The organism is Pedobacter sp. KLB.chiD, assembly GCF_047040275.1.
Classification (GTDB): domain Bacteria; phylum Bacteroidota; class Bacteroidia; order Sphingobacteriales; family Sphingobacteriaceae; genus Pedobacter.
The window spans coordinates 2,920,965-2,945,829 of record NZ_CP178207.1 but is presented as its reverse complement, the minus strand read 5'-3'; the positions used below and the strand labels follow the sequence as shown (position 1 = coordinate 2,945,829).

Here is a 24,865-nt window from a genome sequence, read left to right as displayed (position 1 = left end):
TTTGTTTTTGAAAGGATCATGGTGTAATTAACTTTTTAAATCCCGTAGTCAGGGTGTCAGCTACCTTACCATCTTTTTGGCGATATACAAAATAAGCTTCCAGGTTTTTTCTGCTTTCTACGAAGGCCATGGCATCTTTAAGGTGCATCGCCATTAAGGCATTGTCATATCCATCGGCGGTAATGGCATCATTGGCGTAAACCGTAACGCTGATCATCTCATTATCCAGCGGGTAGCCCGTTTTAGGATCAATCAGGTGCGAAATTTTTTTCTTTCCGCTCTGGTGAAATTTCTGGTAGTTACCCGAGGTGGTGATGGCACCTGAATTAAGGGATGCAATGTGTCTGATGACCGGCGTTCCGTCTTTATCCGGACCTTCAATGCCGATTTTCATGCTTTCTCCATTAGGCTTAGGCCCTGAAATGCGGATTTCACCCCCTAATTCGGCCACATACTGCCTAATTCCTTTTTTTTGAAGATAAGCGGCAATCAAATCTACACTGTAGCCTTGTGCTATTCCATTTAAATCGATTTTAACACAGGGCTTTAGTTTGCTCAGTAAACCATTCTTCAATTTTAGGTTTTTCATGCCAACACAGGCTAATATTGATTTGATCACTTCCGGACCGGGCTCATTTTTAGCCTCTTTTGGTCCAAAACCCCAGGCCTGGACCAAAGGCGCAACGGTGATATCGAAAATGCCTTTGGTATCCTGGTTGATCTCGAAACTTCTTTTAAGCACGTCGTTCATGAAACGATCGGTTTTAACTGCTTTTTCGGCCGCATTAAATTGATTGATCAATGATCCCTTTTTGTAAAGCGACATTGATAAATCAATTTCGTTTAATAAACTATCTATGCCTGCTTTAGTAGCTACACTATCAGTGGCATAGTACATGATGGCATAATCGGTTCCTTGCGCAAAACCGTTAATTTTGTATTGCTTAAGCTCTCTTTTCAGGGAAAAAGCGAGTATCAACGGTAAAATAAAAAGCAAAAACCTGTAGCGCATCAATTTAGTTTTAGATCACCTTTGTTTGTCCGGGCATGGCGATAGGGTATAGTCCTTTTTCATCAGGCATCAACTTTGGTTTAGCATCCCATGCCAAACGCTCGGGCATCAAACTGATGTTCGAAGCTAAAGCCTCGTCCCATTTAATGATTTGACCGGAATAAGTAGCATAGCGGCCGATAATTGCTGAAAATGTACTGGTTGCAGCATAATCTACATTACTGAATTTATATTCTCCCTTCGAAACGGCATCGAAAAGTTCGTCGTGCTCGGTTTGATATGGATTGGCGTTCCCTTTGGTATTGTGATTATACAGTTCTTTGCCGCTATAATCTTTCATAATGGCCTGGTTACTGCCTGAAAGGTAAATTTTGCCTTTGGTACCCTGAAAAGTTTCATCCACCCGGTTACTGATGCCTTCGAAATGGCGACACTGGCTGTTGATTACCGCACCATCGGCATAGGTTAATTCGATAGAGTGGTTGTCATAAATCTCTCCGTAATCTTTTCCTGTTCTCCAGGCACGGCTGCCTGTTCCCTGTACTGAAACCGGATGTCCGTTTTTGATCCAGTTGGCAATATCGATATTATGCACATGTTGCTCCACGATATGATCGCCGCATAACCAGTTGAAATAATACCAGTTTCTCATTTGATATTCCATTTCGGTCTGGTTTGCTGTACGCGGACGTACCCAAACGCCACCGCTGTTCCAATATACCTGGCCCGACATGATATCGCCAATGGCACCATCGTTAATACGCTTCATCGACTCGCGATAGTTGGTCTGGTAGCGGCGTTGTAAACCTACAACAACGTTTAATTTTTTCTTTTTTGCTTCTTCGGCTGCGGCCAATACTTTTCTGATGCCCGGTGCATCTACCGCAACAGGTTTTTCCATGAAAATCTGTTTGTTCTGTTTAACCGCTTCTTCAAAATGGATAGGGCGGAAACCGGGAGGTGTGGTTAACAGCACTACATCTGCTAACGGAATCGCCTTTAAATAGGCATCGAATCCTACAAACTGGCGTTCTTTCGGAACATCCATCTTGGCTGCAAATTTAGAACTTAACGATTGGTAACTGCTATCCAATCGATCCTGAAAAGCATCGGCCATGGCCACCAGTTTCAGGTTAAATTTAGTGCTCAGCGCCTGAAAAGCTGCTCCGGTACCCCGATCGCCACAGCCGATTAAGGCAATTTTAATTGTATCCGATCCTGATGCATATGCGCCGGCCAGTGGAATGTTGCTTAACATGGCCCCGCCGGCCAGCATGGCTGTTGCTTTTAAAAAATCGCGACGATCTTGTTGGTTGATTGGTTTTTTCATGTGTTTAGTTTTTTTATTTTGGTTAGATAGTGTAGGTTAAAAGTCTTTTATAGGTTGTTTGTTATAATAGGCATCTATTTCAGCTTTTGACGGTGTTTTTACCGGGCGTACCAGTCGCATACCTACGAAAGGCGCTTCAGGAAACCACCAGTTGCTTTTCGGAATTTGCGGATCCAATTGTTTCCACGCCGGATCGGATGCCAGTCTGGCTGTAGAGGTTAAATTATCCGGTGTTTCGTCGTAAGAGCCGCCACGAACTACATTTGGATAAAGTTTATCGGGTATGGCGACCGGGTTTTCTACCGTTTTATCTTTACTCTTACTATAAAAATCAGGAAGGTATTGGTCGTAGGTCCACTCGCTAACGTTTCCATGCATATCAAATAATCCCCATGGGTTTGGTTTTTTCTGTCCCACTTGGTGTGTTTTGTTGTCGCTGTTCTCTTTATACCAGGCATAATCTCCTAATTTGGAGGCATCATCCCCGAAAGAATAATTGCTTTCCGTTCCGGCTTTACAGGCATATTCCCATTCCGCCTCAGTTGGCAGGCGATAAAAAACACCTGTACGCATGTAAAGCCATTTACAAAACTGGATGGCATTATATTGGGTCATGGCTACCGCCGGCTGGTTCGCTTTACCCATGCCAAAAGTCATATCGAGATAGGGTTTTGTAGGCCTGGTAACGGCATCTACTTCAGCCGGAATAGCACCAACACTGGCTTGTTTTTCATAATCACGGTAGAGGAAAGGCTCGAAAATATCCCAGGTTACTTCATGTTTTCCCATCCAGAAAGCATCAAGTTTAACTTCATGAATGGGTTGCTCATCTGGTTTTCCTGTTTTACTGCCCATTTTGAATTTGCCTGCCGGTATCGCCTGCATATCAAATTTTAATTTGGTTCCATTAATGGATTGTGTGTACGGTTGGTTAGGCGTTTGCGCTAAAATCTGCGCGCAGGGATAGGTTATTAACGCTATGGCAATTAACTCTTTAAACATAATTTTTGGTTAGATAAGCTTAATCCTCTAGTGTTTATCTGATTGCTTTCTGAAACACTAAAGTAAATAACCACATTTAAAACAACGAAAATTTATGTAACAATAAAGGTAGGTATTGCTATTTAAAGGTCAATTTGACAATTGATATGGCGCTTCTTTTCAGTTGGTTATCTGCGGTCTGAAATTTTATTGCTTAAATTGGTAAAACCCACCAGCGTGTCCCAGCGTGCGCCCGGGCGGCGGTAATAAACAAAAATCTGATAGCTGTTTTCGGTTTGAAAAAAAGCACCTTCAAAAGGTTTAGTTTCCAGTACTTTCGTATCCCGGTTATACCAGGCATACTCATAATCATAAAGGCCTTGTTTAAGGATCACATTGCCATAAAATTGTTTTCTGTTGGTATCGTAGAGCAGTTTATTCTCATTGCTCATGGTATAATTGTTAAACCGGCCAACCACATAAGCGTCACCATTTAGACTGGGTGCAGGTGCATTTAAGGTGAATAAAATACTCATATACTCTGCTTCCGTTTTATCGTCACGGCCGTCGGTATTGCGGATAAAAAAGTTTCCGTTTTCATCAAACTGGTTGGCAAAGGCACCTACTGTCCGCGGTGCATCCTGAAAAAGTATCACATTTACGGATTGGTTATCGCGATAAATATCTTTTACGTTATCTGCCTTATAACGCAAACTCCTGGTGTCGAATTTCCTAAACTCATTATCTCCCCAAAAATCATTCGTATTCAGGTCGTTAAAAACCAGTTGATTTGGCCGTACAAAGGCTGGTTTAGTATTCACCTGGATGGTATTGGCATTGAAATTCTGCATTACCACGGCTTTTATATCCTGATAAGGGTTTGGTATAGCAAATGGATGATTAATGGTAAAGTTGATTTTTTGTTTGTAGTTCCGGTTCTCCACCTGCATGGAATTGCTGATATCTGCTGCCACCACAACCTGATTATCGAGCAGGTAGAAGCGTTGCGAAATAACCGGTTTGTTTTTGTCGCCATCCAAATAGACTTTTAACACATAGTTGCCGCTTATTTTGGGTTGAATTTGCGTATTCGGCAAACTGATTTCGTAATGGGTGTATTTTCTCGCCGTGTTGGATGAATAGCGGTAATTGATGATGCGGTCGTCGTTAAAACTCTCTAAATAATCAATGCTTGAAATTTTGGAAGTTTCCCATTCTGCCGTACAATGTTCAATGGTATACCAGTAATTTTGGGTGCCGGCAAGTAAATCATCGAAAGAAAAAGTGATCGTTTCTGAAGAGTTGAGCGTAATTACAGGTAAGCTCTGTTCTTTATTACTGTTATAGCAAAGTACAGTTTTAATATTGGGGAGATAAATTTTGTTCTCGTTGGTAAATCTGGTATCGTTTTGCGCAAAGGCGGATATAGAGATGAAAAATAAAACTGTAAATACTATTTTCTGCATGGTTAAAAGTAAAGTTTTATTGGGAAGGGACAAAATGGAGTTGTGAAGGAGTGACATGGAAACACGGATTATTTGTGGTGTCAGATATTCCTCTGACACTTAATTGCTATAATTTAGAAATAAGCCACGGAAACACGGATCAACACGGAAGATTTTTCAACGCAGCTTCATTTCAACGAATAATATATTTTAAAAAAATCAATATGATTGATAGTAGTATTCAACTGTATGTGTCTTTTCGTTGAATCGTCATTGCGAGTAGGCTTTTTCAGCCGATAGCCTGCCCCGACTTTACGGGGAAGCAATCTTTATAGCATGAATCGCTAGTATGAAAGATTGCTTCGTCGTTCCTCCTCGGACGATCGCGTTAGTGGATTCTGAAATCAAAAACCTTTTTTCGCGTTTCTGTGTCTCCGTGGCAAAAGATATTGAAAAAAAAGCCGTCCCGATTTTACATCGAAACGGCTATATCAATATGAACTGGCGCTGAAAACTAACCTTCGAGCTCCATAATCTCAGCTGCCAGTGTTTCCCATTTACTTTGGCTGTTATCCAAATCTTGTTTAGCAGTTAAATAACGGTTGTTGGCTTCAGCCAGTTTTTCGGCATTGCCATAAACATTTTCATCGGCCAGTTCTGCTTCAATGTTTTTCACATTTTGTTCCAGTTCCGTAATCAGTTTTTCTGTTTTTTGCAGTTCGTCGTTCAGTTTCTTTAACTGATTGGCCGTATTGGGTGCAACCGGTTTTGGCTGTTCTTTTTGTTTTTCAGGCATTTTAACCGGAATAGGTTTAGCTGCCGGAATTACCCTTTTGCTGTTCCATTCTTCATATTCGGCATAAGTACCAGGGTATTGTTTAATTTTTCCATTTTCGATAAACCAGATTTTGTTGGCTACGTTATCCAGGAAATACCTATCATGTGAAACCGTAATAAAAGTACCTTCAAATTGTTGTAAGGCCTGGATCAGGATGTTTACCGATTGAATATCGAGGTGGTTGGTCGGCTCATCCAGAATCAGGAAATTTGAATCTGTAGTTAAAGATTTAGCCAGGGCCACACGCGATTTTTCTCCTCCGGAGAGCACTTTGATTTTTTTGAAAACATCATCACCGGTAAACAGGAAACAACCTAAAATACTCCGCAATTCAGTATCAGTATGTTTTGGGGCAAATGCCTGTAATTCTTCTAAAATTGAATTTTCTAAATGCAGCGACTCTAACTGGTGCTGAGCAAAGAAGGTGGTGGTAACATTATGCCCTGTTTCGCAGAGGCCCTCAAATTTTTCGGTTCCGGCAATCATTCTCAATAAAGTAGATTTACCCTTACCATTTGCACCAATCAGGGCAATTTTGTCGCCTTTTTCGATCACACCTTCGGCATCATCCAGAATATGCACATTTGGATAACTCTTATGGGCATGCTCTATCCGTACCACATGCCTGCCCGATGGTTTGGAGAATTTGAAAGCAAAATTTACGGTAGGGTTTTCATCATCCACGTCATCAATACGCTCCATCCTGTCTAAAGCTTTCATCCTCGACTGGGCCATTTTAGCCTTGCTCGCCTTGGCTTTAAAACGCTCAATTAAACGTTCTTCCTGTTTAATTTTGGCCTGTTGGTTCTTAAATTCTCCCTTTTGGATTTCGCTACGCAGGGCTTTTTCTTCCACATAGAAGCTATAGTTACCGGCATATACGGTTAATTTGCCTTTGCGCGATTCTACCGTGCGGTTTACAATCTTATCCAGGAAATACCGGTCGTGAGATACAATTACAATAGCACCCTCAAAACTCATTAAATAGTTTTCCAGCCATTTGATGGAAGGTAAATCCATGTGGTTGGTCGGCTCATCCAGTAATAAGATATCTGGCGTTTGTAACAATATTTTGGCCAGCATTACCCGCATCCGCCAGCCTCCCGAAAAGGTATTTAACGGACGTAGCTGATCTGCCGGACTAAAACCTAAACCAGCCAAAATTTCGTTGGCTCTGTATTCGATGTTATAGCCATCTAAAGCTTCAAACTCCTGCTGTTTATCACTTAACTTAAATAAAACCTCTTCGCTATAGTCCGTTTCGATTTTTTTAAGCAGTTCTTCAATTTCATCATGCAACTGGTTCTGGCGCTCAAAAGCTTCCATGGCCACATGTAAAATGCTATGGTGCGAATCGTAAGAAAGTAAATCCTGGTTTAAGTAGCCAATTTTCAGGTCTTTAGACATGGAAACAGTACCGGAACTTGGTGCGTATTCGCCTACAATTATTTTTAAAAGTGTTGATTTTCCTGTTCCGTTAGCGCCAATTAAACCAGCTCTGTCGCCAGGTTTGATGTGCCAGTTTGCGTCATCGTACAAGGCTCTTGAGCCAATCAGGAAAGTTAAATTGTTTATTGAAATCATTTCGGCTGCAAAAGTACGAAATTTCAAGGCTTTTTTCAGTTGGAAAGTCAAATAGGGAAAACTGTTATTCTGATCAATATCAGTGACAGAAGAATCCTGGCGAAATGATAAGCCGCGAAAAGTCGTTATTTCGACCGCAGTGGAGAAATCTTTCTACATAGTTCAAAGATTTCTCCATTTCGCTGCGCTACAGTTGAAATGACGGAGATTTTTAAAATCAGTCAACGGTAGGGAAGTGGAGAAGCTGTTGTTATGGAATTTTAAAATTTATTTTGATTTCTATAAAACCTTCTTACCTTTGTACTGTAATAAAAATAATTACAGAATGAGCACAAGCAGGTTTCCAATTGCCTTACACATTTTAACCTTATTAAATGAGGCGAAAGGCAGCGTTGTGAGTTCAGCTTACCTGGCAGGAAGTATCAATGTAAATCCGGTTTTGGTACGCAAGGAAATCATGAATTTGCGTCAACATGGCTTTGTTGAAAGTAAAGAAGGTAAGGGGGGAGGCTCATTTCTGGCTAAAAATGCGAAAGATATCAACCTGGGCGAAGTATATCAATCAGTGAGCGGCAGCAAAATTTTAGGGCAACACAAAAATGAACCGAATCCTAAATGCCCGATCGGCAGACAGATCAATCAACATTTAGATACTTTGTATAGTGCTGCAGAGCAAGCACTGATTAACAACTTATCGAAGCAGACATTGGCAGATTTTGCCGCTATGTTTGAATAATTTTTTTTAAACATAACTGTAATAAAAAACATTACAATTAAAATAGATATATAAACTAAAAATTAAATCACATGAAAGTAGCATTAATAGGCGCCTCCGGATTTGTAGGCAAAGCAATTTTAGATGAATTGGTAAGTCGCGGAAATGAAGTGATTGCCATTGCACGCGATACTGCCAAAATTGAAAGTAACGATGAAAAGGTGAGTAAAGCAGCTGTGGATGTTTTGGACACCGGGAAACTGGCAGCAGTTCTGGCAGGTGCTGACGCCGTAGTAAGTGCTTTTAACGCAGGTTGGACCAATCCAAATTTATATAATGATACCATAGCCGGAGCAAATGCCATTCAGGCCGCAGTAAAAGCATCAGGCGTTAAACGTTACATTTTTATAGGCGGGGCCGGTACTTTGCAGATCGATGGTCACCAGATTGTAGATGGACCAGATTTCCCTGCCGAAATCAAACCAGGCGCAACCGCAGTAAGAGATTATTTTAATACACTGAAAAAGGAGAAAGAATTAGACTGGTTGTTTTTTAGTCCGGCAATTGAGATGCATCAGGGTATCACCACCGGCCGTACAGGGAAATATCGTTTGGGCAAAACCACTCCGGTTTTTAACGAAGAGGGTCGTTCTATATTATCAGTAGAAGATTTGGCAATTGTTATTGTCGATGAGCTGGAAAACAACGCACACCACCAGGAGCAGTTTACGGCCGCGTACTAGCTCGTTATTAGTGCATTGGTCATTGGTTCACAGGTAGGTGGATTAAGATTAATGGTTAGTTGGTTCATGGTTTGCTAGTTGATGGTTGGTGGCCAATGTTTATTGATAAGTGTTAATGTTCTTGTGTTTTAGTCAATAGCATGCCGGGTTATACCTTATGGCTATCAAACCATCAACTGTGAATTATCGCCTGGAATAATGAACAAATGGCTGCTGAACCAATTAACCTTTTTTCCATATTTACCTATAAGTTCTTATCTTCGTGGCATGTATCGCCTGATTAAACCAATATTCTTCAAATTTGACCCTGAAAATGTACATTATTTTGTAGTAAAACGGTTAAAATGGTTTAATGATAAATTTCCGCTGGGCAAAACCATTATCCGTAGCAGTTTTGATGTACACATTAAAGGCTTGGAACGAGAGGTTTTTGGTATCAAATTCAGAAATCCTGTTGGTTTGGCCGCCGGATTTGATAAAAATGGCGAATATGTAGAGCCTCTTAGTAATCTGGGCTTCGGATTTATCGAAGTAGGTACGGTAACACCCATGCCGCAACCGGGAAATGATAAACCCAGAATGTTCCGCCTGCCTAATGATGAAGCCTTAATTAACCGCATGGGCTTTAACAATAAGGGCGTAGATGTAATGGCAGAACGTTTGCGCTTGTTAAAAGATAAACATCCTGACATTGTGGTGGGCGGAAATATCGGTAAAAACAAGGCTACCCCAAATGAAGATGCGGTACGCGATTATATTAAATGTTTCGACCGTTTGTTCGATGTGGTAGATTATTTTGTGGTAAACGTAAGCTCTCCTAATACGCCGGGCCTACGCGAACTACAGGAAAAGGAACCCCTGAAAAAAATTCTCAATACCCTACAGGAGCGTAACCGTAAAAACGATGTATCACGTCCGATTTTACTGAAAATTGCGCCTGATTTAACGGACGCACAATTGGATGATATCATCGAAATTGTGGCAGAAACAAAAATTGCGGGCATTATTGCCACCAATACCACCATTAGCAGGGAAAACCTGGCTACAGAGCCAGATTTAAAAGCCGAAACCGGTGGGTTAAGCGGAAAACCAGTTAAGGAACGCTCAACTGAAGTGATCCGCTATCTTTCAGAAAAATCGAATAAAGCGTTCCCGATTATTGGGGTAGGTGGTATACACTCTGCCAAAGATGCGCAAGAGAAACTCGACGCAGGTGCCAGTCTCATTCAGTTGTATACCGGTTTTATTTACGAAGGACCAGGATTGATCAAAAGTATCTGTAAAGCGCTGGTTTAATGTATTCGTCACCCTGACCTGTAGCGCAGCGGAAAGCTACGCAGTAAATTTATTTCAGGGTTTTCATGCGAAGATGCTGACTACGAATTTGCTATTAGGAAATTGAAAAGGCTAGCTATACTTGTAAAATGAATCCGATATCGTCATTCCCAACTTGATCCGAATGCTATCGGATGGGGGTCTTGATGCAAGCGCTTTAAGATTAGCTTCGCTGAGCAATTCGTGGTTCCCGCTTGCGCGGGAATGATGACAATACTAATAGATTCTGTAATTGATGGCCTGTCGAAGACCTTTACCCATAAACAAAAAAAAGCATCCTTTGATCAGAAGGATGCTTTTGAATTTTTTAGAAGACTCTAAAACTATTTTGCCAAAGCAGCTAAAACAGCATTGTTTTTAGCTAATTGATCGTTTTTAGGTTGTGCAGAGCGGCTTCCTAACTCGATGTTAGTTGCTCTTTTTAAAAATGCTACCTCTTGGTGAGCTGTATTTTTATTTCTTCTGTCTTTTCTTTTTAATCTGGTAACTGCCATGGTAATAACCTTTTAATTATTTTATTTGTACAAATGGAGGTCGAGAGCGGATTCGAACCGCTGTAGAAGGTTTTGCAGACCTCTGCCTAGCCACTCGGCCACTCGACCTTAAATTCAAGGCTGCAAAAATAGCAATTATTAGTTAGTGCGCAAACATTATTGCAATAATTATCGAATTTAATTTCGAACTCGCACTAATTCAGCACAAAAGATTGCTGCACTTACCGCTACGTTTAACGATTCGGCTTTTCCGACTCTTGGAATGGTGACTGGATGATTTATTTTTTTGATCACTTCTGCCGATATTCCCTTTCCTTCATTACCTAAAACCACCATTCCTTCAGTTCCCCATTGCGTTTTATAGATTGATTCCCCATCTAATAAGGCACCAAATACGGGAATGGTGTTTCTCTCCAGAAAGGCCGGTAAATCTGTTTCATACACATTTATCCTTGCCAGAGAGCCCATGGTGGCCTGCACGGTTTTAGGATTGTATATTTCTACACAGTCTGCAGAACAGATGATATTTTTAAAACCGAACCAATCTGCCGTACGGATAATGGTACCCATATTGCCAGGATCCTGCACGCCATCCAATACCAAAGTAAACTGGTTTTTTAACTCTTTCGGTACGAATGTATTGTTTTTGGGGATATGAACAAGCGCTAGAAAGCCCTGTGGTGTTTGCAGCGTACTAATCTTGTCTAATTCGACGTTCTTTACTTCAAATAAGTTTATATTTGCAGGCAATTTGGGTAACAAATGATATTGCTCGCTGTTATAAAATATAGTGTGGATCTGGTAGCTTGATTGGAAAAATTCTTGTATGGATTTTATACCTTCAACAATAAACAAACCATGTTCTTTACGATATTTTTTTTGATGTAACGATTTTATAAAACTAATCTGTGATTTTGAAAGCATACCAAAACTCTATAAATATTAAACTGAAAAGAACTGCAATATTACTATTTATTATTGTTTTAATTCAGGCCTGCTCGTCAACTAAGTACATTGCAGACTATCAGTCGATTGTGAAAAAGGTAACTATTGATAGTGTTGATGCCAAATTTGAAGAACAGGCTTACAATTATGTTCAGAAAGACATCAGGCCGGCATCGAAGTTGAGTATCAATGTGCCTTTATACAATTTCTTCAATACCAAAGATGGAAGGTACAAAACCAGTGATATAAAACCTTTTGGTACTCCGCCAGCCATTTTGGATAGCACATTGGTCGAAATTTCCCGAACACAGATACAGAAGTTTTTAAAAAGCAAAGGCTACCGCCGGGCCGAAGTTAAAGCAGCGATAAAGGTTGCAGATAAAAAGGCCGAGATTGTGTTCACGGCAAAACCAGGACCTGCTTATACAATAGATAAAATTTCCGATTCGATACCCAATGTAAATATTAAAAACCTTTACGAATCGAATAAAGCTAAAATAAGCCATTTGCATATGGGAATGCAGTACGACGAAGATTCTTTAACGTATGAAAGGGAGCAGATTTACCGCATCATGAAAGAAAATGGATATTTCTATTTCTTAAGGCCCTATGTTAACTTCGACGTTTACGGTGCCGAACCTACTTCCAAAACCAATAAAATTGATCTGAACCTGAATGTAACCAATCCTGAAAATGGTGAGCATAAGCAGTTTAATATTGATTATACCCACATGATTATTGCGCCAAACCCTGATGGTTTTCCAGATTCCGTGCGCTATAAGCTTAATAAAGACACAGTTAATGGTATCATATTCACCGATTTTTCCAAGCGCTACCGCAGAAACCCCATCGTTAGGTACGATTTTCTGAAGCAGGGCGATCTTTATGATATCCGGAATGAAAACCTCACTTACGATCGGCTATATGAACTCAATATCTTTAAAAATGTAAAAATCGATTATTACAGGAGAGACAGTACTTCAAATAAGATAAATACCGTAATCCAGCTTATCCCACAGAAGGTAATGAGTAACCGGGTGGAAGGGGAAGTACCTTTTAATGGTGGTACAGTAGGTTTTACGATTGGAAATACTTATACCAATAACAATATTTTCAGAGGGGCAGAACGTTTTGAACTTCAGGTGAAAGGTGGTTTGCAATCAAGAATTGGCAATGGTGCAAAACCTTTTAGCGATATTTATCAACGCGATTTTTCGATCAGTTCGAGTATTACCGTGCCACGTTTGTTGATTCCTTTTTACAATCCGGTTTTAGGGGGGAATGGGATGCCGCACACTACTTTTGCATCCAGTTATATTTATGCCTTACAAAAAGATGTATCGGTTAGAAGGATTTTTATCAACTCCGTCACTTATGATTGGTTTGAAACCAAATCTAAATTACATTCATTTACACCCTTAAATTTTGAATACCGCTTTGGTTATTTAGACCCTAATGTTGATCAGCAAACCGTATTGAATAACCTTTATTATTCCACCTTGTTAGGCCGTAAGGATTTAACCCTCGGGATGAAATATACCTATACCTTAAATGCAAATAAGTTAAATGAGTATCGGTCTTTCGTTTATTTAAGGGCAGGAATGGATATTGCGGGGAATATGTTGCAGGGGATATCCGCATTGATCGGTAAAAAAGGTGATCCGGCAAATAACCAACCGGCAAGAATATTGGGCCTGCCATTTAACCAATATATGCGCCCTGAAGTTGATTTAAGATGGTACAAACACTTAGGTGGTGAGCGACAGTTTATTGCCCGTTTAAATGCAGGCGTAGCTTATGCCTATGGAAATTCGGTATTAACGGGTATACCTTTCGAAAAGCAGTTTTTTGCTGGTGGATCAAGCGGAATAAGGGCCTGGCAGGCCAGAACCATTGGGCCGGGTAACTATGATAGAGGTTTATTACGGAGTGATACGCTAAGGCGAGCATTTTTTGGGCTAGACCAGCTTGGAACCATGCGCATCGAAACCAATTTTGAATACCGTTTTACCGTGGCAAAGAAGTTTTTAGGTGCCACATTAAAAGGTGCTGCGTTTGTTGATATCGGTAACGTATGGAACCTACGTAAAGGCGAATCCATTCTTGTCGCCAGTCCGTCACTTGATGAACAAACTATATTTAGATTGAGTAAATTAGCACAACAGTTAGCTGTTGGAACGGGTGTAGGGCTGAGATATGATGTACAATATTTTGTTTTTAGGTTCGATGTGGGGTTAAAGCTTAAAGATCCTCAGTTTGCAGGTTCAGATCAATGGGTGATCAGTAAGTTTTTATCAGGGGCAAGGGATTTCAAAAATAGTTATAATGCCACACACGGACCTGATACCTATCGTTTTATACAGTATAATTTTGGTATTGGGATGCCATTTTAATTAATCAAATAGGCTTAAAACTTTGGGTTTGGTTTCAGGATCTTTGAAAGTAAATTCTTTAAAAGGTTGCCATCTTTTATCTACATGCTTATAAACGGAGAAAGATGAGACCAAAAATTCCCGCTTAAATTTGCGGTCTTTAAACTCGGCGCAAATCTGTTTGAAAACGGGTTTAATATCTCTGAAAGCCAGGGTTAAGTGTGGATTAAATTTTTCTCTTTTGTCTACCAGTTTCAAAGGTTGTAATGCTTTGTTTATCTGTTTCTCAAGGAATATTAATCCTTCATTTTGCTCTACATCGAGGTAAAAGGTATGTTCCGGAAATGAATGGAAATTCCGGAGTACCTGTGTAAAGGGTTTGTGGAAAGACGTTTTTTCCAAAGCATTAAAAAAGCGCTTTTCTGCATCATATCCAGTAAGTTTTACAGGAGGATATAAAGTAATGTGCGCCGGACGCTTTAATGATTCATGTACCTTAAATTTATCTGAAATATAAGTCCTGATTTCGTCTATATCTTCTGAGATAGAAATTGGCGGAATTAAACACACTAAAAATAGATTTTCCATAAAACAAACTTACTAAAAATATTAGTAAATGTGAAGTGGTTTAATGAATTGGGGATTACGGTTTAGTTAATCTATGCCATGGTTCGTTCAAACACGAACCATCTTATTTTAAATAAACTTTTTTTCTGGCTAATTTAGTGGTTTTGTGTCAGATGATAACATCAGACACCACCAAAATAACCCATTTATATTTTTGCCCCGGATAAACGGATGAGCACGGGGAAATTCGATAGTGCACAGGACTTAGGTTCAATAAACTCTTGCCAGTGCAGGCGGGAGACCGACAGCGTTACCCCGATTTTTTTGGTATTTAATTATAGAACATTTATCGGGGTTAAGCAAAGGGCGGGACTGCTGGGACCGAAGTACCACAGGTATTGCTTTTCTAAAAATAGAAATCGTACTAGACCTTTTGTGCAAAAGATAGAGTTAATCGTTAAAAAAACGATTTGTTATTTCACACTCGTTGGAAACGAGCGTGAGCATGAGTAGTAATCATTATAACTTTTTCCGTGCCAGAGGGTAACATCAGACACCACAAATACACCAATTTATGCTTTCTGTGTAAGATGGTAACGCCTGACGCCATAAATAAGGAAACTTCATGCACCACGGATGATCAGACCAGGTTCTTTAAACCGTCAAAAATACTTTCGAAAAAGGTAGAAAGGTTTAATCCGTTACTATGGTTAAAGTAAACGAATATCAAAAATACAATCACCACAAATATAATGAGTTTTCGGAAGGCAAATGCAATAATGACAAGTGCAATAGGGATGATGAACAACCATAAACTATTAATGGTGTAAGGACTTAAATCGGTATCTTTTTTATATACATAGACCAGTTTGCTATGTGTGCCAGCATCATTTTGATGTTTAATATAAACAAAGGTAGATTTATCAATTGGTAAGGGCAGCACCGCTATGCCGTCGTTAAATTTCAGTACCTGTGTAAAACCACTTACACTAAAGGTATAGGTTCCGTTTATATTTTCGTTAGGGTTGTTGAGCGAATCGGCTGCTATGATGGCCAGTTTACTATTTTTAAGCAAATTCTCTTTTACGAGAAAATTATTGATTGATGCCGTTTGTGCAGTGCTGAAAAGCCCGATTAAACACAGCGAAAGCAAGAGTACGATTCGTTTCATTCGATAGAACGTTTATTGTAAATTAAATAACCGATGTGCAATAATACACCATTTCTTTTAATAGCATCATTATATAAATTATAACTCAGGCTAACCGGACCCAAAGGCGAGTGATAAACCAGGCCAGCGGTACCTGCATAACGTAGTTTTGTAATGGCCTTTGCGTAATTGATATCCTGGAAATTATTCAGCTCAAACTCTTTATGTGGTAAAAATAAGTAAGCCTCCAATCTAAAATCAAGATTTTTTTTAACATTATAAATATTTTTTATTCCACCAGCGGCATAGGTGGTGGCCCTGAACTTATCCAGAAATAGCGAGCGGCTATCTTGCAGGGGGTAAAAAGCCGGAGCGGTTAAAAGGCTTGCGTAGTAATTGCTAAACAAGGGCTGATTTGAAATTACACCCTCAACAATATAACCCAGCGTGTATTTTTTAAGATGCAGAAAATAGTTCTCCTGTGTGAGCTTAATACTGGCCCATTGGCGTAGCTGGCTACTGCCGGGAACTTTCACAAAACCTGGAGTGTTACGGAAAATGTTACCGGGATTGTAATTTTCGCGTCCGGTGGTATAATTAAAACTTAACGAAAAACTTTGGCCATTGGTGGCATATTGTTTTCTGTTCAGCGAATTTTTTTCGAAGTTTAACGAACCCCTGAAACCATTAAATATGGTTTGATCTAACAAATCGCCTACTGCAAAGGTATTATTTGGACTGTAACGGTCGTTGTTGTTGATAAAGTTAGCATGGAGCACAATTTTGGTATTGTAATTTAAGGGCATTCCCATCATGAGATCAATTTTCCGGTCTGATTGTTCAATATAAATGGGGCGTGGGTTTTCGATAAAGATCTGACTGGTATTATAAAAGTTCCAGTGATTATAGGTTAACTCTGCAGCCAGAAACAAAGGGAGCCTGGTTGGATAATCTACGCGGCCATTTACCTGTACCGATTCGTAAAAACGACCGGAGTAAAAGCTGGTTCCGAAGGTGTAAGATTTGCGGTTGAGGTAATTATACTGTGCGCCCAAAAAAACATTGCTAATGGGCCTGGTGGAAATATTGCCTCCCAATTCGAGTTTAAAGCTCTTTTTAGGTTGCGCTACTACTTCAAAAGTATAGCTATCTGTTGCAGCCTGATAAGATATTTTAGGATATACCGTTTCGAAAGTTTGGTCGGCAACGAGTTTGTAATACCCACGTTTAATATCTTGCAGGTTAAATGTGGCTTTGTCGCTTTTGAAAAGCCTTTCTACATATTTTTTTTGCTGGCTGTTCACACCCGTTACGATGATATTACTGAATTTGAGATCCGGTTTTCTTGAATTAAATTTTGCTCTTTTCTGTTCCAGTTCTTCATCGCTCACCCTTCTGCTGATCAAAGCTTTAATCCTTGGCATATCAGCCATGGTCGCATCATATCCTTTTTTGATCAGTTCTTCTACCGGAGCGAAGTTAGTTACACTATAAGTAGCTAAATCGGGCTGGATGTATACACCGTTTTTCCCGATCATGGTAGAGTCTGATTTAGACAGGAACATGTATACCAGAAAGCGGTTCATTAAGCGATCGTCTATGTTTTTTGGGTATTCATTATAGGTTTTGGAAGAAACATTTGCGCCAATCATATAATCGGGCTTAAAATCTCTTTCCATTACATCTGCCGGGAAATTATTATAGAGTCCGCCGTCAAAAACATACTTGCCGTCTAATTTAATCGGTCGGTAGATAATGGGTACCGTCATGGTGGCCCTTACTGCTTCTGCTAAACTTCCTTTACTTACCGTGATGCTTTTTTGCGAAAGCACATCAGCCACCATACAGCGATAAGGAACGAACAGATTATCGAAATTATCTTTTGAAACGGCTGAAGCCTGCGAGAAAAGCTCAAGAAAAGCAAAATTTAAAGGGATATCATTAATCAGGTTAGAGCGGAAACTGAAATGGAAACCGGTATCAATAGCCACTTTTGCAGTAAGCATCGAGGCGTTCGGTGCATTTTTCTGGAAATAGTAGGTATAATCGCTCGTGTAACGACCATTTACCCAATTCTGAAAATCGCTGCTGAGGGCTATTTCCTCAATCTGTTTTGGGCTATAACCTGAGGCATACATGGCGCCAACAATACCGCCCATTGATGTGCCGGTAATGTAATCGATAGGAATGTGGTTTTCTTCTAACGCTTTTAATGTGCCGATGTGCGACAACCCTTTTGCACCACCACCGCTAAATACGAGACCTACCTTTTGCGCCTGCAATTGGCTACAGCACAGAACGAACAGGATCAGCAAATATCTTTTAAAAGTTACCACCCCTAAAAATAGGTGTTTTTCTTTTAAAATCAGTTCAATATAAAAATGTTATAGGTTAAAAAGGTAGCAAAACTTACCCAAAGAATATAGGGTATAAATATTAAACCTGCCCATTTGTTGATTTTATAAAATGTAATGGCATTGATAATGATCACCAGCAAGAGCAAAATGATTTCTGCCAAAGCAAATCCTATTTCATGCAGATAAAAGAAAATGAAAGACCAGGCGAGATTTAAGATCAGCTGGATGAGATAAATGGCAACTGTACGCGGAAAATGAACAATTTTATCCCGTTTTATCCAAACCAGATAAGCGGCAATGCCAATCAATATATAAAGTGAAGTCCAAACAGGTGGAAAAAGCCAGTTAGGTGGGTTAAAAGATGGTTTATTTAAGGTTGGATACCAGGTTTTAACAGATTGGGCAGTTGCCCATCCGCCTAGCGCACCAACACCCAGTGTGAGGGCAATATTAATAACAAAAGCCAGCGGTTTGAATTTCATGCGTCAAATTTGAGTTTAAACAAGGGCAAATCCTAAATGTTTTTATTATCTGCCAATACCGGGTACTACAGGTAAACTCTCGTTGCCATCATTTCCAATACTCTGAACGGCAAATAAATAATTGTCTTTACTATAGGGCAATCTTAACTCGGTAGCTGAAGTAAAAAATTTCTTTTCCCAAACAGGACTGCTGGTTTCGCGCATCAATACATAATAACCCTTTACAGTGCCATTAATAGGTGCTTTCCAGTATAAAAAAGTAGAATTGCTCAGGTTTTTAACATCAATTTTTACTTCGGTTGGGCTTGAAGGGGCTTTAGCCAGATTGGCCAGAACTGCAATATTTACACCTGTGTTTTTGCGCAAATATTCAAAATCCATAAATTCCTGCAGGTCGCCATACCTCACACCATTTTCTGTTCGAAGGTCTTGGTGCTGGTGATCAAAGTTTTCATTCATTTCAGTTAAGCGTACCGCTGTAAAACCATTTTCTACAAATGGGGTATGATCTCCGCCACGCAGAAACCTGTCGTTTCGGTAAATTAATTTAACTTCCAACTGATCAACATAACGTTCGCCTATTTCTTTAACATACCGTGCCAATTGACGGCTTTTACCATCATTTTCTAAACCAAACTGACGGATGCTTTTTGCATTTTTATCCAGATCGAGGCTGGGTAATCCTTCGCTGAATACCCGTAGCCTGGTATTGTCGATGATATTGGTTTCACTGCTGTTATTGCTTCCAATCATATCGTTGTTCATCATGGCATCTACATTCCAGTTTTCCTTTTTTGCTTTAGCGGCCATAAAGCCAGAACCCAGTAAAGATTGTTCTTCACCGCTTACGGCTACAAATATGATGGTTGCCGGAAATTTATACTGACTCATAATCCTGGCAGCCTCTATTACGCCTGCCACGCCACTGCCATCATCATTGGCACCGGGTGCATCGCTCGTCCGGCACGGCTATCGAGGTGCCCACTCACCACATAAACACGTTTATCACTGGCATCCGTGCCCTTTAATATGGCCACGGCATTGCCCAAAAGTGTAGGCCGGTCTACTCTTTTGCCGTCAGGTTTAAAGGTGATGGTATCCAGGTATGCGGTAAGTCTGCCATCAGTTTGCCCGGCAAATTGATTAAATTTGCTCACTACCCAGTTCCTGGCGGCTCCAATTCCTTTAGTTTTACTTTTAATATCGCTCAGCGTATTTCTGGTTCCGAAAGAAACCATTTTACCGATGTATGATTTTAGTGAATCGGGGTTTACCGCCTTAACCATTTTATCGATATCCTGATTTCGGTTAACCACAACCTGAGCATTTAGTGAAAAACTAATGGCAATAGAAGTGAGTAGGGTATAGGCTTTTTTCATTTGCGGGTTTTTTAGGAAATGATGGCTTTATTTAAAACGAAGATATTAAATGATTACTGGAATATGAACGGCTAAAACCAGAAGGCATGTAACAATTAGCCTGTGAAAAAGCCCTCTGAAACTAATCAAAGGGCTTAGACTTAATTATAATGTTACTTTGTAACCCCCGGTATAGGTTCTCGTGTACGGTTCCAGTTGCCAAAAGCTTTTTTGGCTGAAGCTTTAGCCGTATTTAATTCAACATTACCTGCAATAGTCAAAAATGTATTCTCTGGAGAAATATGGCTGTAAAAGTCCTGAACATCTGCCAGGCTTAAGGCGTTGATCGAATTTTCATTTACCGTTTGATCATAATCGTAATCCTGAGCCTTTATACTGGTTATTAATTTAGCTTTGGCAGTGTTGAAAATTTTTTGATTAATTGTTGCATTCTGGATCAGAGCAGCCATTTCAGTTAAATCTTTTTCTAAATCTGCGCTGGCTGTAGCCAGTTTGCCACTGTTGTCTTTAAAACTGATGTTCGCATTTTTACCCACATTTTCATTTAGTACGGCATTTAATAGTTCAACTATGCCGTCTTTTTTAGTGTCAAATGCATTAGCATCTAAGGTAAAGCTAGAATAAGCTTTTGGCGATTTATTATTTTCAGCAATAATAATATTCATGCCGTTTTTGAGTTTATAGCCAACCGGCTCTTTGAAGCTTTGTGCTTTAGCGGTACAGACAGATAGCACGGCAGCTGTGCAAAGTGCAATTTTTTTAATTTTGTTCATTTTATTTTTTTTTATGGATAATTAGTTCTGACTTAAATGAAGCATTTAAATGCTAAAAAGGACTTATCTAGTACATATTTAACTGACATGAAAGGCAAAAGCAGAAATTAAATTAATTTATATACGTGACGAAAATCAAAATAGATTTCAATTAAGAGTTATCTTGTTCATTTTGTTCATTTTTATGGAAAATACATTGCTTGACTCGCGGTCTGTATTATGATTTTGAATAGGTTATTTAACCAAAGGAATTATTCGACTTTGGAAAAGATTGATGAGGGATAAAAGCTACAGGATGTTAAAAGAAATTTGGCAATTATTGAATGGAGGCTTAACTTCCTGAGCCCGAAATAGCTGGATGATCAGCAACGGTATGATTTTCTGTAAATGTTACCCGGCCATCGGTACTTTCTAATCGGTTTAGCTAAAATAAAGCTCAATGCCAGCGGCTTCATAACTAGGAGTAGAATGATATGCCAATAATGGTTGATCGCTACTTTGTGACGCTTTCTGTAAATTTTGATGATTGAAACCTTGATGATTTCAGCACTATACCTTGCCCGCTTTGCGGCTAAAAATAGTTATTCAGTGTTCCGCTCTCTGTAAATCTCTTAAAGCCCCTTTCCGGGCCCGGAGATATCCCTTGCCCATTTTTCGGTTAAAATAAGTTATGGATGAGAAAAATTTCCCTGTGCATATGGATGATCTGAGGTTGATTTTAACCCGGTAGCCTCGATAAAATCTTTTATTTCCCTGATGGTTTCGTCTGGGGCACTGATATGTGGAAAATGACCCGTAGCCTTCATTACAACCAAAAAATTGTCTGGCGTATTTTTATATATAAATTCTCCAACTGATAACGGAACAATTGCATCATTTTTGCACTGAAGGGTGAGGCTTGGTACCTCCAGTTTTTTCAATTTGTCTCTGTAATCGGCTTTAAAGGTGGCCATTGCAAAGGCCAGTGCCACACTTGGATCAACGGCTTCAAAACATTCCTGTAAAAAATCAAATAGTTCGGGTTTATCGGAATTGGCCATTGCCTCAGTTGCTAACTGTTTGCCCCAGGCTACATAGTCATGGGCTATATGTGTAAAAATGTTTTCTATATCTTCAGCATTAAATCCGCCGATATAATTACCGTCATTTAAATAACGTGGTGATGGCCCGATGAATACCAGTTTTTTAAACACTTCTGGTACCTGCAATGCTGCAATCATGCCAATCATACTGCTAACTGAATGTCCGATAAATATGATGTTCTTCAGATCAAGTGCTTGTATAATCTCAATGATATCGCAGGCATACCCTTCCAGTGTAGCGTATTTCTGTTGATCATACTGGCTGAGGTCCGAATCTCCGGCGCCTACATGATCAAATAATACTACTCTGTAATCTTCCAGAAAAGCATCTGTGATATATTTCCAGGCATTTTGTGCACAGCCAAGGCCATGGGCAAACAGGAGAACCTGGCTACCTTCGCCAAGTATCTTTACATTATTTCTGATGAGTATGGGATGCAATGTGTTTGGTTTTAAAATTTATTATCAAGTTAGGAAATGTAACGGTTTTTTTATGAAAAAATAAAAAATGAACAAAATGCACCAGTATCAGCTGTGAACAGGCATTTCTATTTCTCTTTCAACGTTCTAATTCCTTAATGGTCAAATGTTTGTTGCTTTTTATGTTTACGAATTTTTAGAGTGTGAGGTTTTTAAAATGAAAAATTAAATGTTCGTGGTAAGGGAGGTCTATATTTGAAATTACATATTTTGCTCACAATCATTATCTTGCATGAACTCTACTAACCAGATAACAATATTCTCGATGAAAAAGTTCCTTCCGATTTTTTTAATGATCTGTGTATTCTTCATAAATGCATCAGCTCAGGTTAATTTAAAAGCTTATAAACCTAATGGAGCAACTGTTTCTGTCAGGCAAAAAGAGTTGGTTGTGAGTTGGCCGGCTGGCAATAGTACCACGGGTAAAATGATTCTTGATCTGGAAAAGGGGAAACCACTCTTTAGCAGTTTACAGATGGGGAAAAGAGGCTCATTAAAAGTAGTTGCGACAAATCTTGATCCTGTTTTCATTTTGCGTGTAGGTAAACGTACTTTAAGTCCTGAAAGTGGGGGGTGGGATGTATTTTTCGACCGTGTTCCCACCAGGCCTTACTCAACACATCTAGTCAAATTCGAAAAAGGGAGTGCAAGTGTATTTACCCGGGGTACGCAAACAGTGGTCAAAGTAGCCGGCATACAGTCTGAAAACTTTAGCGGTCATTTAGAAATCACACTTTACAACGGAAGCCCTTTGTTTAATGTAGCTGCTGTGGTATCTACCCAGAAGGATTCGACTGCTATTTTGTATGATGCCGGATTAATAAGCAAAAAAGAGAGCTGGTCTAATGTAGCCTGGTCTGATGTAAAAGGTAATCTACATGTAGAAAAGGCTGTTAAAACTGATGAAAGTAAAAATCTAGAGGTAAAATACCGTACTGTAATCGGCGAAAATACGGGTGGAAGCTTAGCTGTTTTTCCTGCTCCGCATCAATATTTTTATCCGTTAGACGAAGCTTTTAACCTTAAATTTACCTGGAAAGGGAGCAATTACTTAAACCTGATTTCTGATTTTGGAATTGGCATCCGTCAGGATCCTTTGGGCGATAAACGTTATGTACCCTGGTTTAATGCACCTCCCGGTACCCAACAACGCCTTAATTTTTTCTGCTTGCTAAGTACCGGGAAAGCAGATATGGTTTTAAATGAAGTGAAAAAGTTTACCCATAATGATACTTACGTACCCCTGCCAGGCTATAAAACAATGGCCAGCCATTTTCACAATGAGTTTATTTCAGATGTAGTGCTGAGTGGTAAACCGGTTCCGGAGCAACCGGAATTTGTTGATGTACTAAAAAATACGGGACTAAATATTGTCAAACTGGCTGAATTTCATGGTCCTGGCCATCCTAAGGGACCACATTCTACCCGTTTGAAGGAATTGGATGCCTTATTTAAACAGACGAAAAGGCTTTCAGACCATAATTTTCTTTTGTTACCGGGAGAAGAGGCCAATAATTTTTATGGCGGACATTGGCTAGCGTTTTTTCCTAAACCGATTTACTGGATTATGTCGAGGAAGAAGGACATGCCTTTTGAAAGTAATGACCCAAAATACGGAAAAGTTTATCGGGTAAGTGATAAGGCCGAAATGCTTAAACTACTGGAGCGTGAAAACGGCTTAGCCTGGACTGCCCATGCCCGGACAAAGGCTTCAACGGGTTATCCGGATAAATATCGGGAAGAAGATTTTTTTAAATCAGAAACCTTTATGGGAGCAGCGTGGAAAGCAATCCCGGCAGATCTTTCTTTGCCTACTTTAAGTAAAAGGGTATTAAATTTAATGGACGATATGGCCAATTGGGGTTTAAAAAAACATGTGATCTCGGAGGCTGACATCTTTACCATTACCAAACAAAACGAAATGTACGCACACTTAAATGTAAATTATTTGCAGCTGGATAAAGTACCCGACTATTCCGATGGATGGCAGCAGGTTTTAGATGTAATGCGACAAGGAAAGTTTTTCGTTTCTACAGGTGAAGTATTAATCCCAGGCTTTAATGTTGACGGGAAAGGTGCAGGTGAGACTTTGAAGGTTAACAACATTGGAAAAGCAAAGATAAATGTACAGCTGAATTGGACATTCCCATTAAGTTTTGCTGAAATCGTATCGGGTGATGGGAAAAAGGTATATCGGGAAAAGCTAAATTTAAATTCAACACAGGCATTTGGTAAAAAGGATTTTCAGTGGCAGGTTGATTTAAAAGGCCGTAAATGGGTAAGGGTAGAAGTTTGGGATGTGGCTACCAACGGTGCTTTTACACAAATGGTTTGGTTGGAGTAGTTCATTGTTGTGTTGAGGGTTAGTTATGATAAGTGGAACTGCACCATAATAATCAATGATCTCACGGTTTACAACGCCTTACTGGTTTTAAATTTCTGAGCTTTTTTGTTTGTGTATAGACTAAACAAATTGATTAAAAATGTTCAAACGTTTAAATGATTTGTTTCAATCATGACGTAATTGGCAATTGTTTTTTATATCTTCGTTTATAAATGTCTTTAAGACGTTTATTTAGCCAAATTTTATTAAGTGCTGCTTTTGGCCGGGTGTAATCCCCAAGCCGATGGTTTACTAAACTTTTGATGTGATGAGCATTCAAATGATCTACCGGGCTGTTTATTATGCTGCGTTTAATCGTCAATAGTAGGCACTTAAAAAAGATTAATTTAATAACTAAAGGTTTAAATGTGATACCCAAACTTTGCCAGATGCGTTTAATCATCCTTGTTATGAAGAA

General features: G+C 39.5%; 20 protein-coding genes and 1 tRNA gene. 5 read left to right on the top strand and 16 right to left on the bottom strand.

The genetic code is table 11. The features are described from left to right. Nucleotides 1–16: 16 nt before the first annotated feature. The 5 genes from ACK1I8_RS12060 to ACK1I8_RS12040 form a co-directional block, all read right to left on the bottom strand. The gene (locus tag ACK1I8_RS12060; protein ID WP_412465636.1) at nucleotides 17–1,012 is read right to left on the bottom strand and encodes an FAD:protein FMN transferase; all 996 of its coding nucleotides are present in this window, start codon (nucleotides 1,010–1,012) and stop codon (nucleotides 17–19) included. A 10-nt stretch (nucleotides 1,013–1,022) separates the two neighbouring features. Beyond that, nucleotides 1,023–2,342, bottom strand: coding sequence for a Gfo/Idh/MocA family oxidoreductase (locus ACK1I8_RS12055; RefSeq protein WP_412465635.1), 1,320 nt, complete (start codon nucleotides 2,340–2,342; stop codon nucleotides 1,023–1,025). A gap of 36 nt (nucleotides 2,343–2,378) precedes the next feature. Continuing rightward, nucleotides 2,379–3,344: a formylglycine-generating enzyme family protein gene (locus tag ACK1I8_RS12050; protein WP_412465634.1), complete on the bottom strand. Its 966-nt coding sequence runs from the start codon at nucleotides 3,342–3,344 to the stop codon at nucleotides 2,379–2,381. A 167-nt stretch (nucleotides 3,345–3,511) separates the two neighbouring features. After that, nucleotides 3,512–4,789 carry a DUF5103 domain-containing protein gene (locus ACK1I8_RS12045; protein ID WP_412465633.1) on the bottom strand — a complete coding sequence of 426 codons (1,278 nt, stop codon included), beginning with the start codon at nucleotides 4,787–4,789 and terminating at the stop codon, nucleotides 3,512–3,514. Nucleotides 4,790–5,282: 493 nt separating this feature from the next. Continuing rightward, complete coding sequence (locus tag ACK1I8_RS12040; RefSeq protein ID WP_412465632.1) at nucleotides 5,283–7,190, bottom strand: ABC-F family ATP-binding cassette domain-containing protein; 1,908 nt, start codon at nucleotides 7,188–7,190, stop codon at nucleotides 5,283–5,285. Between the two features lie 325 nt (nucleotides 7,191–7,515). Between ACK1I8_RS12040 and ACK1I8_RS12035 the strand changes: the two genes are divergently transcribed. From ACK1I8_RS12035 to ACK1I8_RS12025, 3 genes are all read left to right on the top strand, one after another. Continuing rightward, complete coding sequence (locus ACK1I8_RS12035; protein WP_412465631.1) at nucleotides 7,516–7,926, top strand: Rrf2 family transcriptional regulator; 411 nt, start codon at nucleotides 7,516–7,518, stop codon at nucleotides 7,924–7,926. Between the two features lie 71 nt (nucleotides 7,927–7,997). After that, nucleotides 7,998–8,648 (top strand): NAD(P)-dependent oxidoreductase, encoded by a 651-nt coding sequence (locus tag ACK1I8_RS12030; protein ID WP_412465630.1) that lies wholly within the window; start codon nucleotides 7,998–8,000, stop codon nucleotides 8,646–8,648. 267 nt (nucleotides 8,649–8,915) lie between these two features. Then, nucleotides 8,916–9,944: a quinone-dependent dihydroorotate dehydrogenase gene (locus ACK1I8_RS12025; RefSeq protein WP_412469369.1), complete on the top strand. Its 1,029-nt coding sequence runs from the start codon at nucleotides 8,916–8,918 to the stop codon at nucleotides 9,942–9,944. A 362-nt stretch (nucleotides 9,945–10,306) separates the two neighbouring features. Here ACK1I8_RS12025 and ACK1I8_RS12020 read toward each other — a convergent pair whose 3' ends face one another. The 3 genes from ACK1I8_RS12020 to ACK1I8_RS12010 form a co-directional block, all read right to left on the bottom strand. Next, the gene (locus tag ACK1I8_RS12020) at nucleotides 10,307–10,477 is read right to left on the bottom strand and encodes a hypothetical protein (protein ID WP_029275070.1); all 171 of its coding nucleotides are present in this window, start codon (nucleotides 10,475–10,477) and stop codon (nucleotides 10,307–10,309) included. A gap of 34 nt (nucleotides 10,478–10,511) precedes the next feature. Then, a tRNA-Cys gene (locus tag ACK1I8_RS12015) sits at nucleotides 10,512–10,585 on the bottom strand. A 69-nt stretch (nucleotides 10,586–10,654) separates the two neighbouring features. After that, nucleotides 10,655–11,401, bottom strand: coding sequence for a TrmH family RNA methyltransferase (locus tag ACK1I8_RS12010; protein ID WP_412465629.1), 747 nt, complete (start codon nucleotides 11,399–11,401; stop codon nucleotides 10,655–10,657). On the opposite strand from ACK1I8_RS12010, the gene ACK1I8_RS12005 reads away from it, so the two are divergent. Further along, nucleotides 11,392–13,815 carry a BamA/TamA family outer membrane protein gene (locus ACK1I8_RS12005; RefSeq protein ID WP_412465628.1) on the top strand — a complete coding sequence of 808 codons (2,424 nt, stop codon included), beginning with the start codon at nucleotides 11,392–11,394 and terminating at the stop codon, nucleotides 13,813–13,815. The two genes, ACK1I8_RS12010 and ACK1I8_RS12005, sit on opposite strands and share 10 nt — an antisense overlap. Here the strand turns inward: ACK1I8_RS12005 and ACK1I8_RS12000 are convergent, their stop codons facing one another. The 8 genes from ACK1I8_RS12000 to ACK1I8_RS11965 all read right to left on the bottom strand — a co-directional run bounded on the left by ACK1I8_RS12000 (nucleotide 13,816) and on the right by ACK1I8_RS11965 (nucleotide 22,025). Continuing rightward, on the bottom strand, nucleotides 13,816–14,382 hold the full coding sequence (locus tag ACK1I8_RS12000) for a 2'-5' RNA ligase family protein (RefSeq protein WP_412465627.1): 567 nt from the start codon (nucleotides 14,380–14,382) through the stop codon (nucleotides 13,816–13,818). A gap of 619 nt (nucleotides 14,383–15,001) precedes the next feature. Beyond that, nucleotides 15,002–15,532 carry a hypothetical protein gene (locus ACK1I8_RS11995; protein WP_412465626.1) on the bottom strand — a complete coding sequence of 177 codons (531 nt, stop codon included), beginning with the start codon at nucleotides 15,530–15,532 and terminating at the stop codon, nucleotides 15,002–15,004. Next, the gene (locus ACK1I8_RS11990) at nucleotides 15,529–17,847 is read right to left on the bottom strand and encodes a patatin-like phospholipase family protein (protein WP_412465625.1); all 2,319 of its coding nucleotides are present in this window, start codon (nucleotides 17,845–17,847) and stop codon (nucleotides 15,529–15,531) included. The genes ACK1I8_RS11995 and ACK1I8_RS11990 overlap by 4 nt, the downstream gene beginning before the upstream one ends. A 29-nt stretch (nucleotides 17,848–17,876) precedes the next feature. Next, the gene (locus ACK1I8_RS11985) at nucleotides 17,877–18,350 is read right to left on the bottom strand and encodes a TspO/MBR family protein (protein ID WP_412465624.1); all 474 of its coding nucleotides are present in this window, start codon (nucleotides 18,348–18,350) and stop codon (nucleotides 17,877–17,879) included. Between the two features lie 45 nt (nucleotides 18,351–18,395). Further along, entirely contained in the window at nucleotides 18,396–19,271 is an 876-nt protein-coding gene (locus ACK1I8_RS11980) for a M28 family metallopeptidase (RefSeq protein ID WP_412465623.1), read from the bottom strand. After that, the gene (locus ACK1I8_RS11975) at nucleotides 19,259–19,729 is read right to left on the bottom strand and encodes a hypothetical protein (protein ID WP_412465622.1); all 471 of its coding nucleotides are present in this window, start codon (nucleotides 19,727–19,729) and stop codon (nucleotides 19,259–19,261) included. Before ACK1I8_RS11975 ends, ACK1I8_RS11980 begins: the two co-directional genes overlap by 13 nt. A gap of 152 nt (nucleotides 19,730–19,881) precedes the next feature. Continuing rightward, nucleotides 19,882–20,502, bottom strand: a complete 621-nt coding sequence (locus tag ACK1I8_RS11970; RefSeq protein ID WP_412465621.1) for an insulinase family protein — start codon at nucleotides 20,500–20,502, stop codon at nucleotides 19,882–19,884. A 668-nt stretch (nucleotides 20,503–21,170) separates the two neighbouring features. Then, the gene (locus tag ACK1I8_RS11965; protein WP_412465620.1) at nucleotides 21,171–22,025 is read right to left on the bottom strand and encodes an alpha/beta fold hydrolase; all 855 of its coding nucleotides are present in this window, start codon (nucleotides 22,023–22,025) and stop codon (nucleotides 21,171–21,173) included. A 304-nt stretch (nucleotides 22,026–22,329) separates the two neighbouring features. Here ACK1I8_RS11965 and ACK1I8_RS11960 point away from each other — a divergent pair, with 304 nt between their 5' ends. After that, a complete protein-coding gene (locus tag ACK1I8_RS11960) occupies nucleotides 22,330–24,408 on the top strand; it encodes a hypothetical protein (protein WP_412465619.1) in 2,079 nt (692 codons plus the stop codon). The last annotated feature ends 457 nt before the right edge of the window (nucleotides 24,409–24,865 follow it).

What these genes read in the sequence shown, in the direction of transcription:
- ACK1I8_RS11970 (WP_412465621.1), bottom strand. Translation starts at nt 20,502, where the DNA reads ATGAACAAAATTAAAAAAATTGCACTTTGCACAGCTGCCGTGCTATCT.
- ACK1I8_RS12050 (WP_412465634.1), bottom strand. Translation starts at nt 3,344, where the DNA reads ATGTTTAAAGAGTTAATTGCCATAGCGTTAATAACCTATCCCTGCGCG.
- ACK1I8_RS12025 (WP_412469369.1), top strand. Translation starts at nt 8,916, where the DNA reads ATGTATCGCCTGATTAAACCAATATTCTTCAAATTTGACCCTGAAAAT.
- ACK1I8_RS11975 (WP_412465622.1), bottom strand. Translation starts at nt 19,729, where the DNA reads ATGAAAAAAGCCTATACCCTACTCACTTCTATTGCCATTAGTTTTTCA.
- ACK1I8_RS12000 (WP_412465627.1), bottom strand. Translation starts at nt 14,382, where the DNA reads ATGGAAAATCTATTTTTAGTGTGTTTAATTCCGCCAATTTCTATCTCA.
- ACK1I8_RS12045 (WP_412465633.1), bottom strand. Translation starts at nt 4,789, where the DNA reads ATGCAGAAAATAGTATTTACAGTTTTATTTTTCATCTCTATATCCGCC.
- ACK1I8_RS11995 (WP_412465626.1), bottom strand. Translation starts at nt 15,532, where the DNA reads ATGAAACGAATCGTACTCTTGCTTTCGCTGTGTTTAATCGGGCTTTTC.
- ACK1I8_RS12035 (WP_412465631.1), top strand. Translation starts at nt 7,516, where the DNA reads ATGAGCACAAGCAGGTTTCCAATTGCCTTACACATTTTAACCTTATTA.
- ACK1I8_RS12010 (WP_412465629.1), bottom strand. Translation starts at nt 11,401, where the DNA reads ATGCTTTCAAAATCACAGATTAGTTTTATAAAATCGTTACATCAAAAA.
- ACK1I8_RS12060 (WP_412465636.1), bottom strand. Translation starts at nt 1,012, where the DNA reads ATGCGCTACAGGTTTTTGCTTTTTATTTTACCGTTGATACTCGCTTTT.
- ACK1I8_RS12040 (WP_412465632.1), bottom strand. Translation starts at nt 7,190, where the DNA reads ATGATTTCAATAAACAATTTAACTTTCCTGATTGGCTCAAGAGCCTTG.
- ACK1I8_RS11985 (WP_412465624.1), bottom strand. Translation starts at nt 18,350, where the DNA reads ATGAAATTCAAACCGCTGGCTTTTGTTATTAATATTGCCCTCACACTG.
- ACK1I8_RS12030 (WP_412465630.1), top strand. Translation starts at nt 7,998, where the DNA reads ATGAAAGTAGCATTAATAGGCGCCTCCGGATTTGTAGGCAAAGCAATT.
- ACK1I8_RS12055 (WP_412465635.1), bottom strand. Translation starts at nt 2,342, where the DNA reads ATGAAAAAACCAATCAACCAACAAGATCGTCGCGATTTTTTAAAAGCA.
- ACK1I8_RS11960 (WP_412465619.1), top strand. Translation starts at nt 22,330, where the DNA reads ATGAAAAAGTTCCTTCCGATTTTTTTAATGATCTGTGTATTCTTCATA.
- ACK1I8_RS12020 (WP_029275070.1), bottom strand. Translation starts at nt 10,477, where the DNA reads ATGGCAGTTACCAGATTAAAAAGAAAAGACAGAAGAAATAAAAATACA.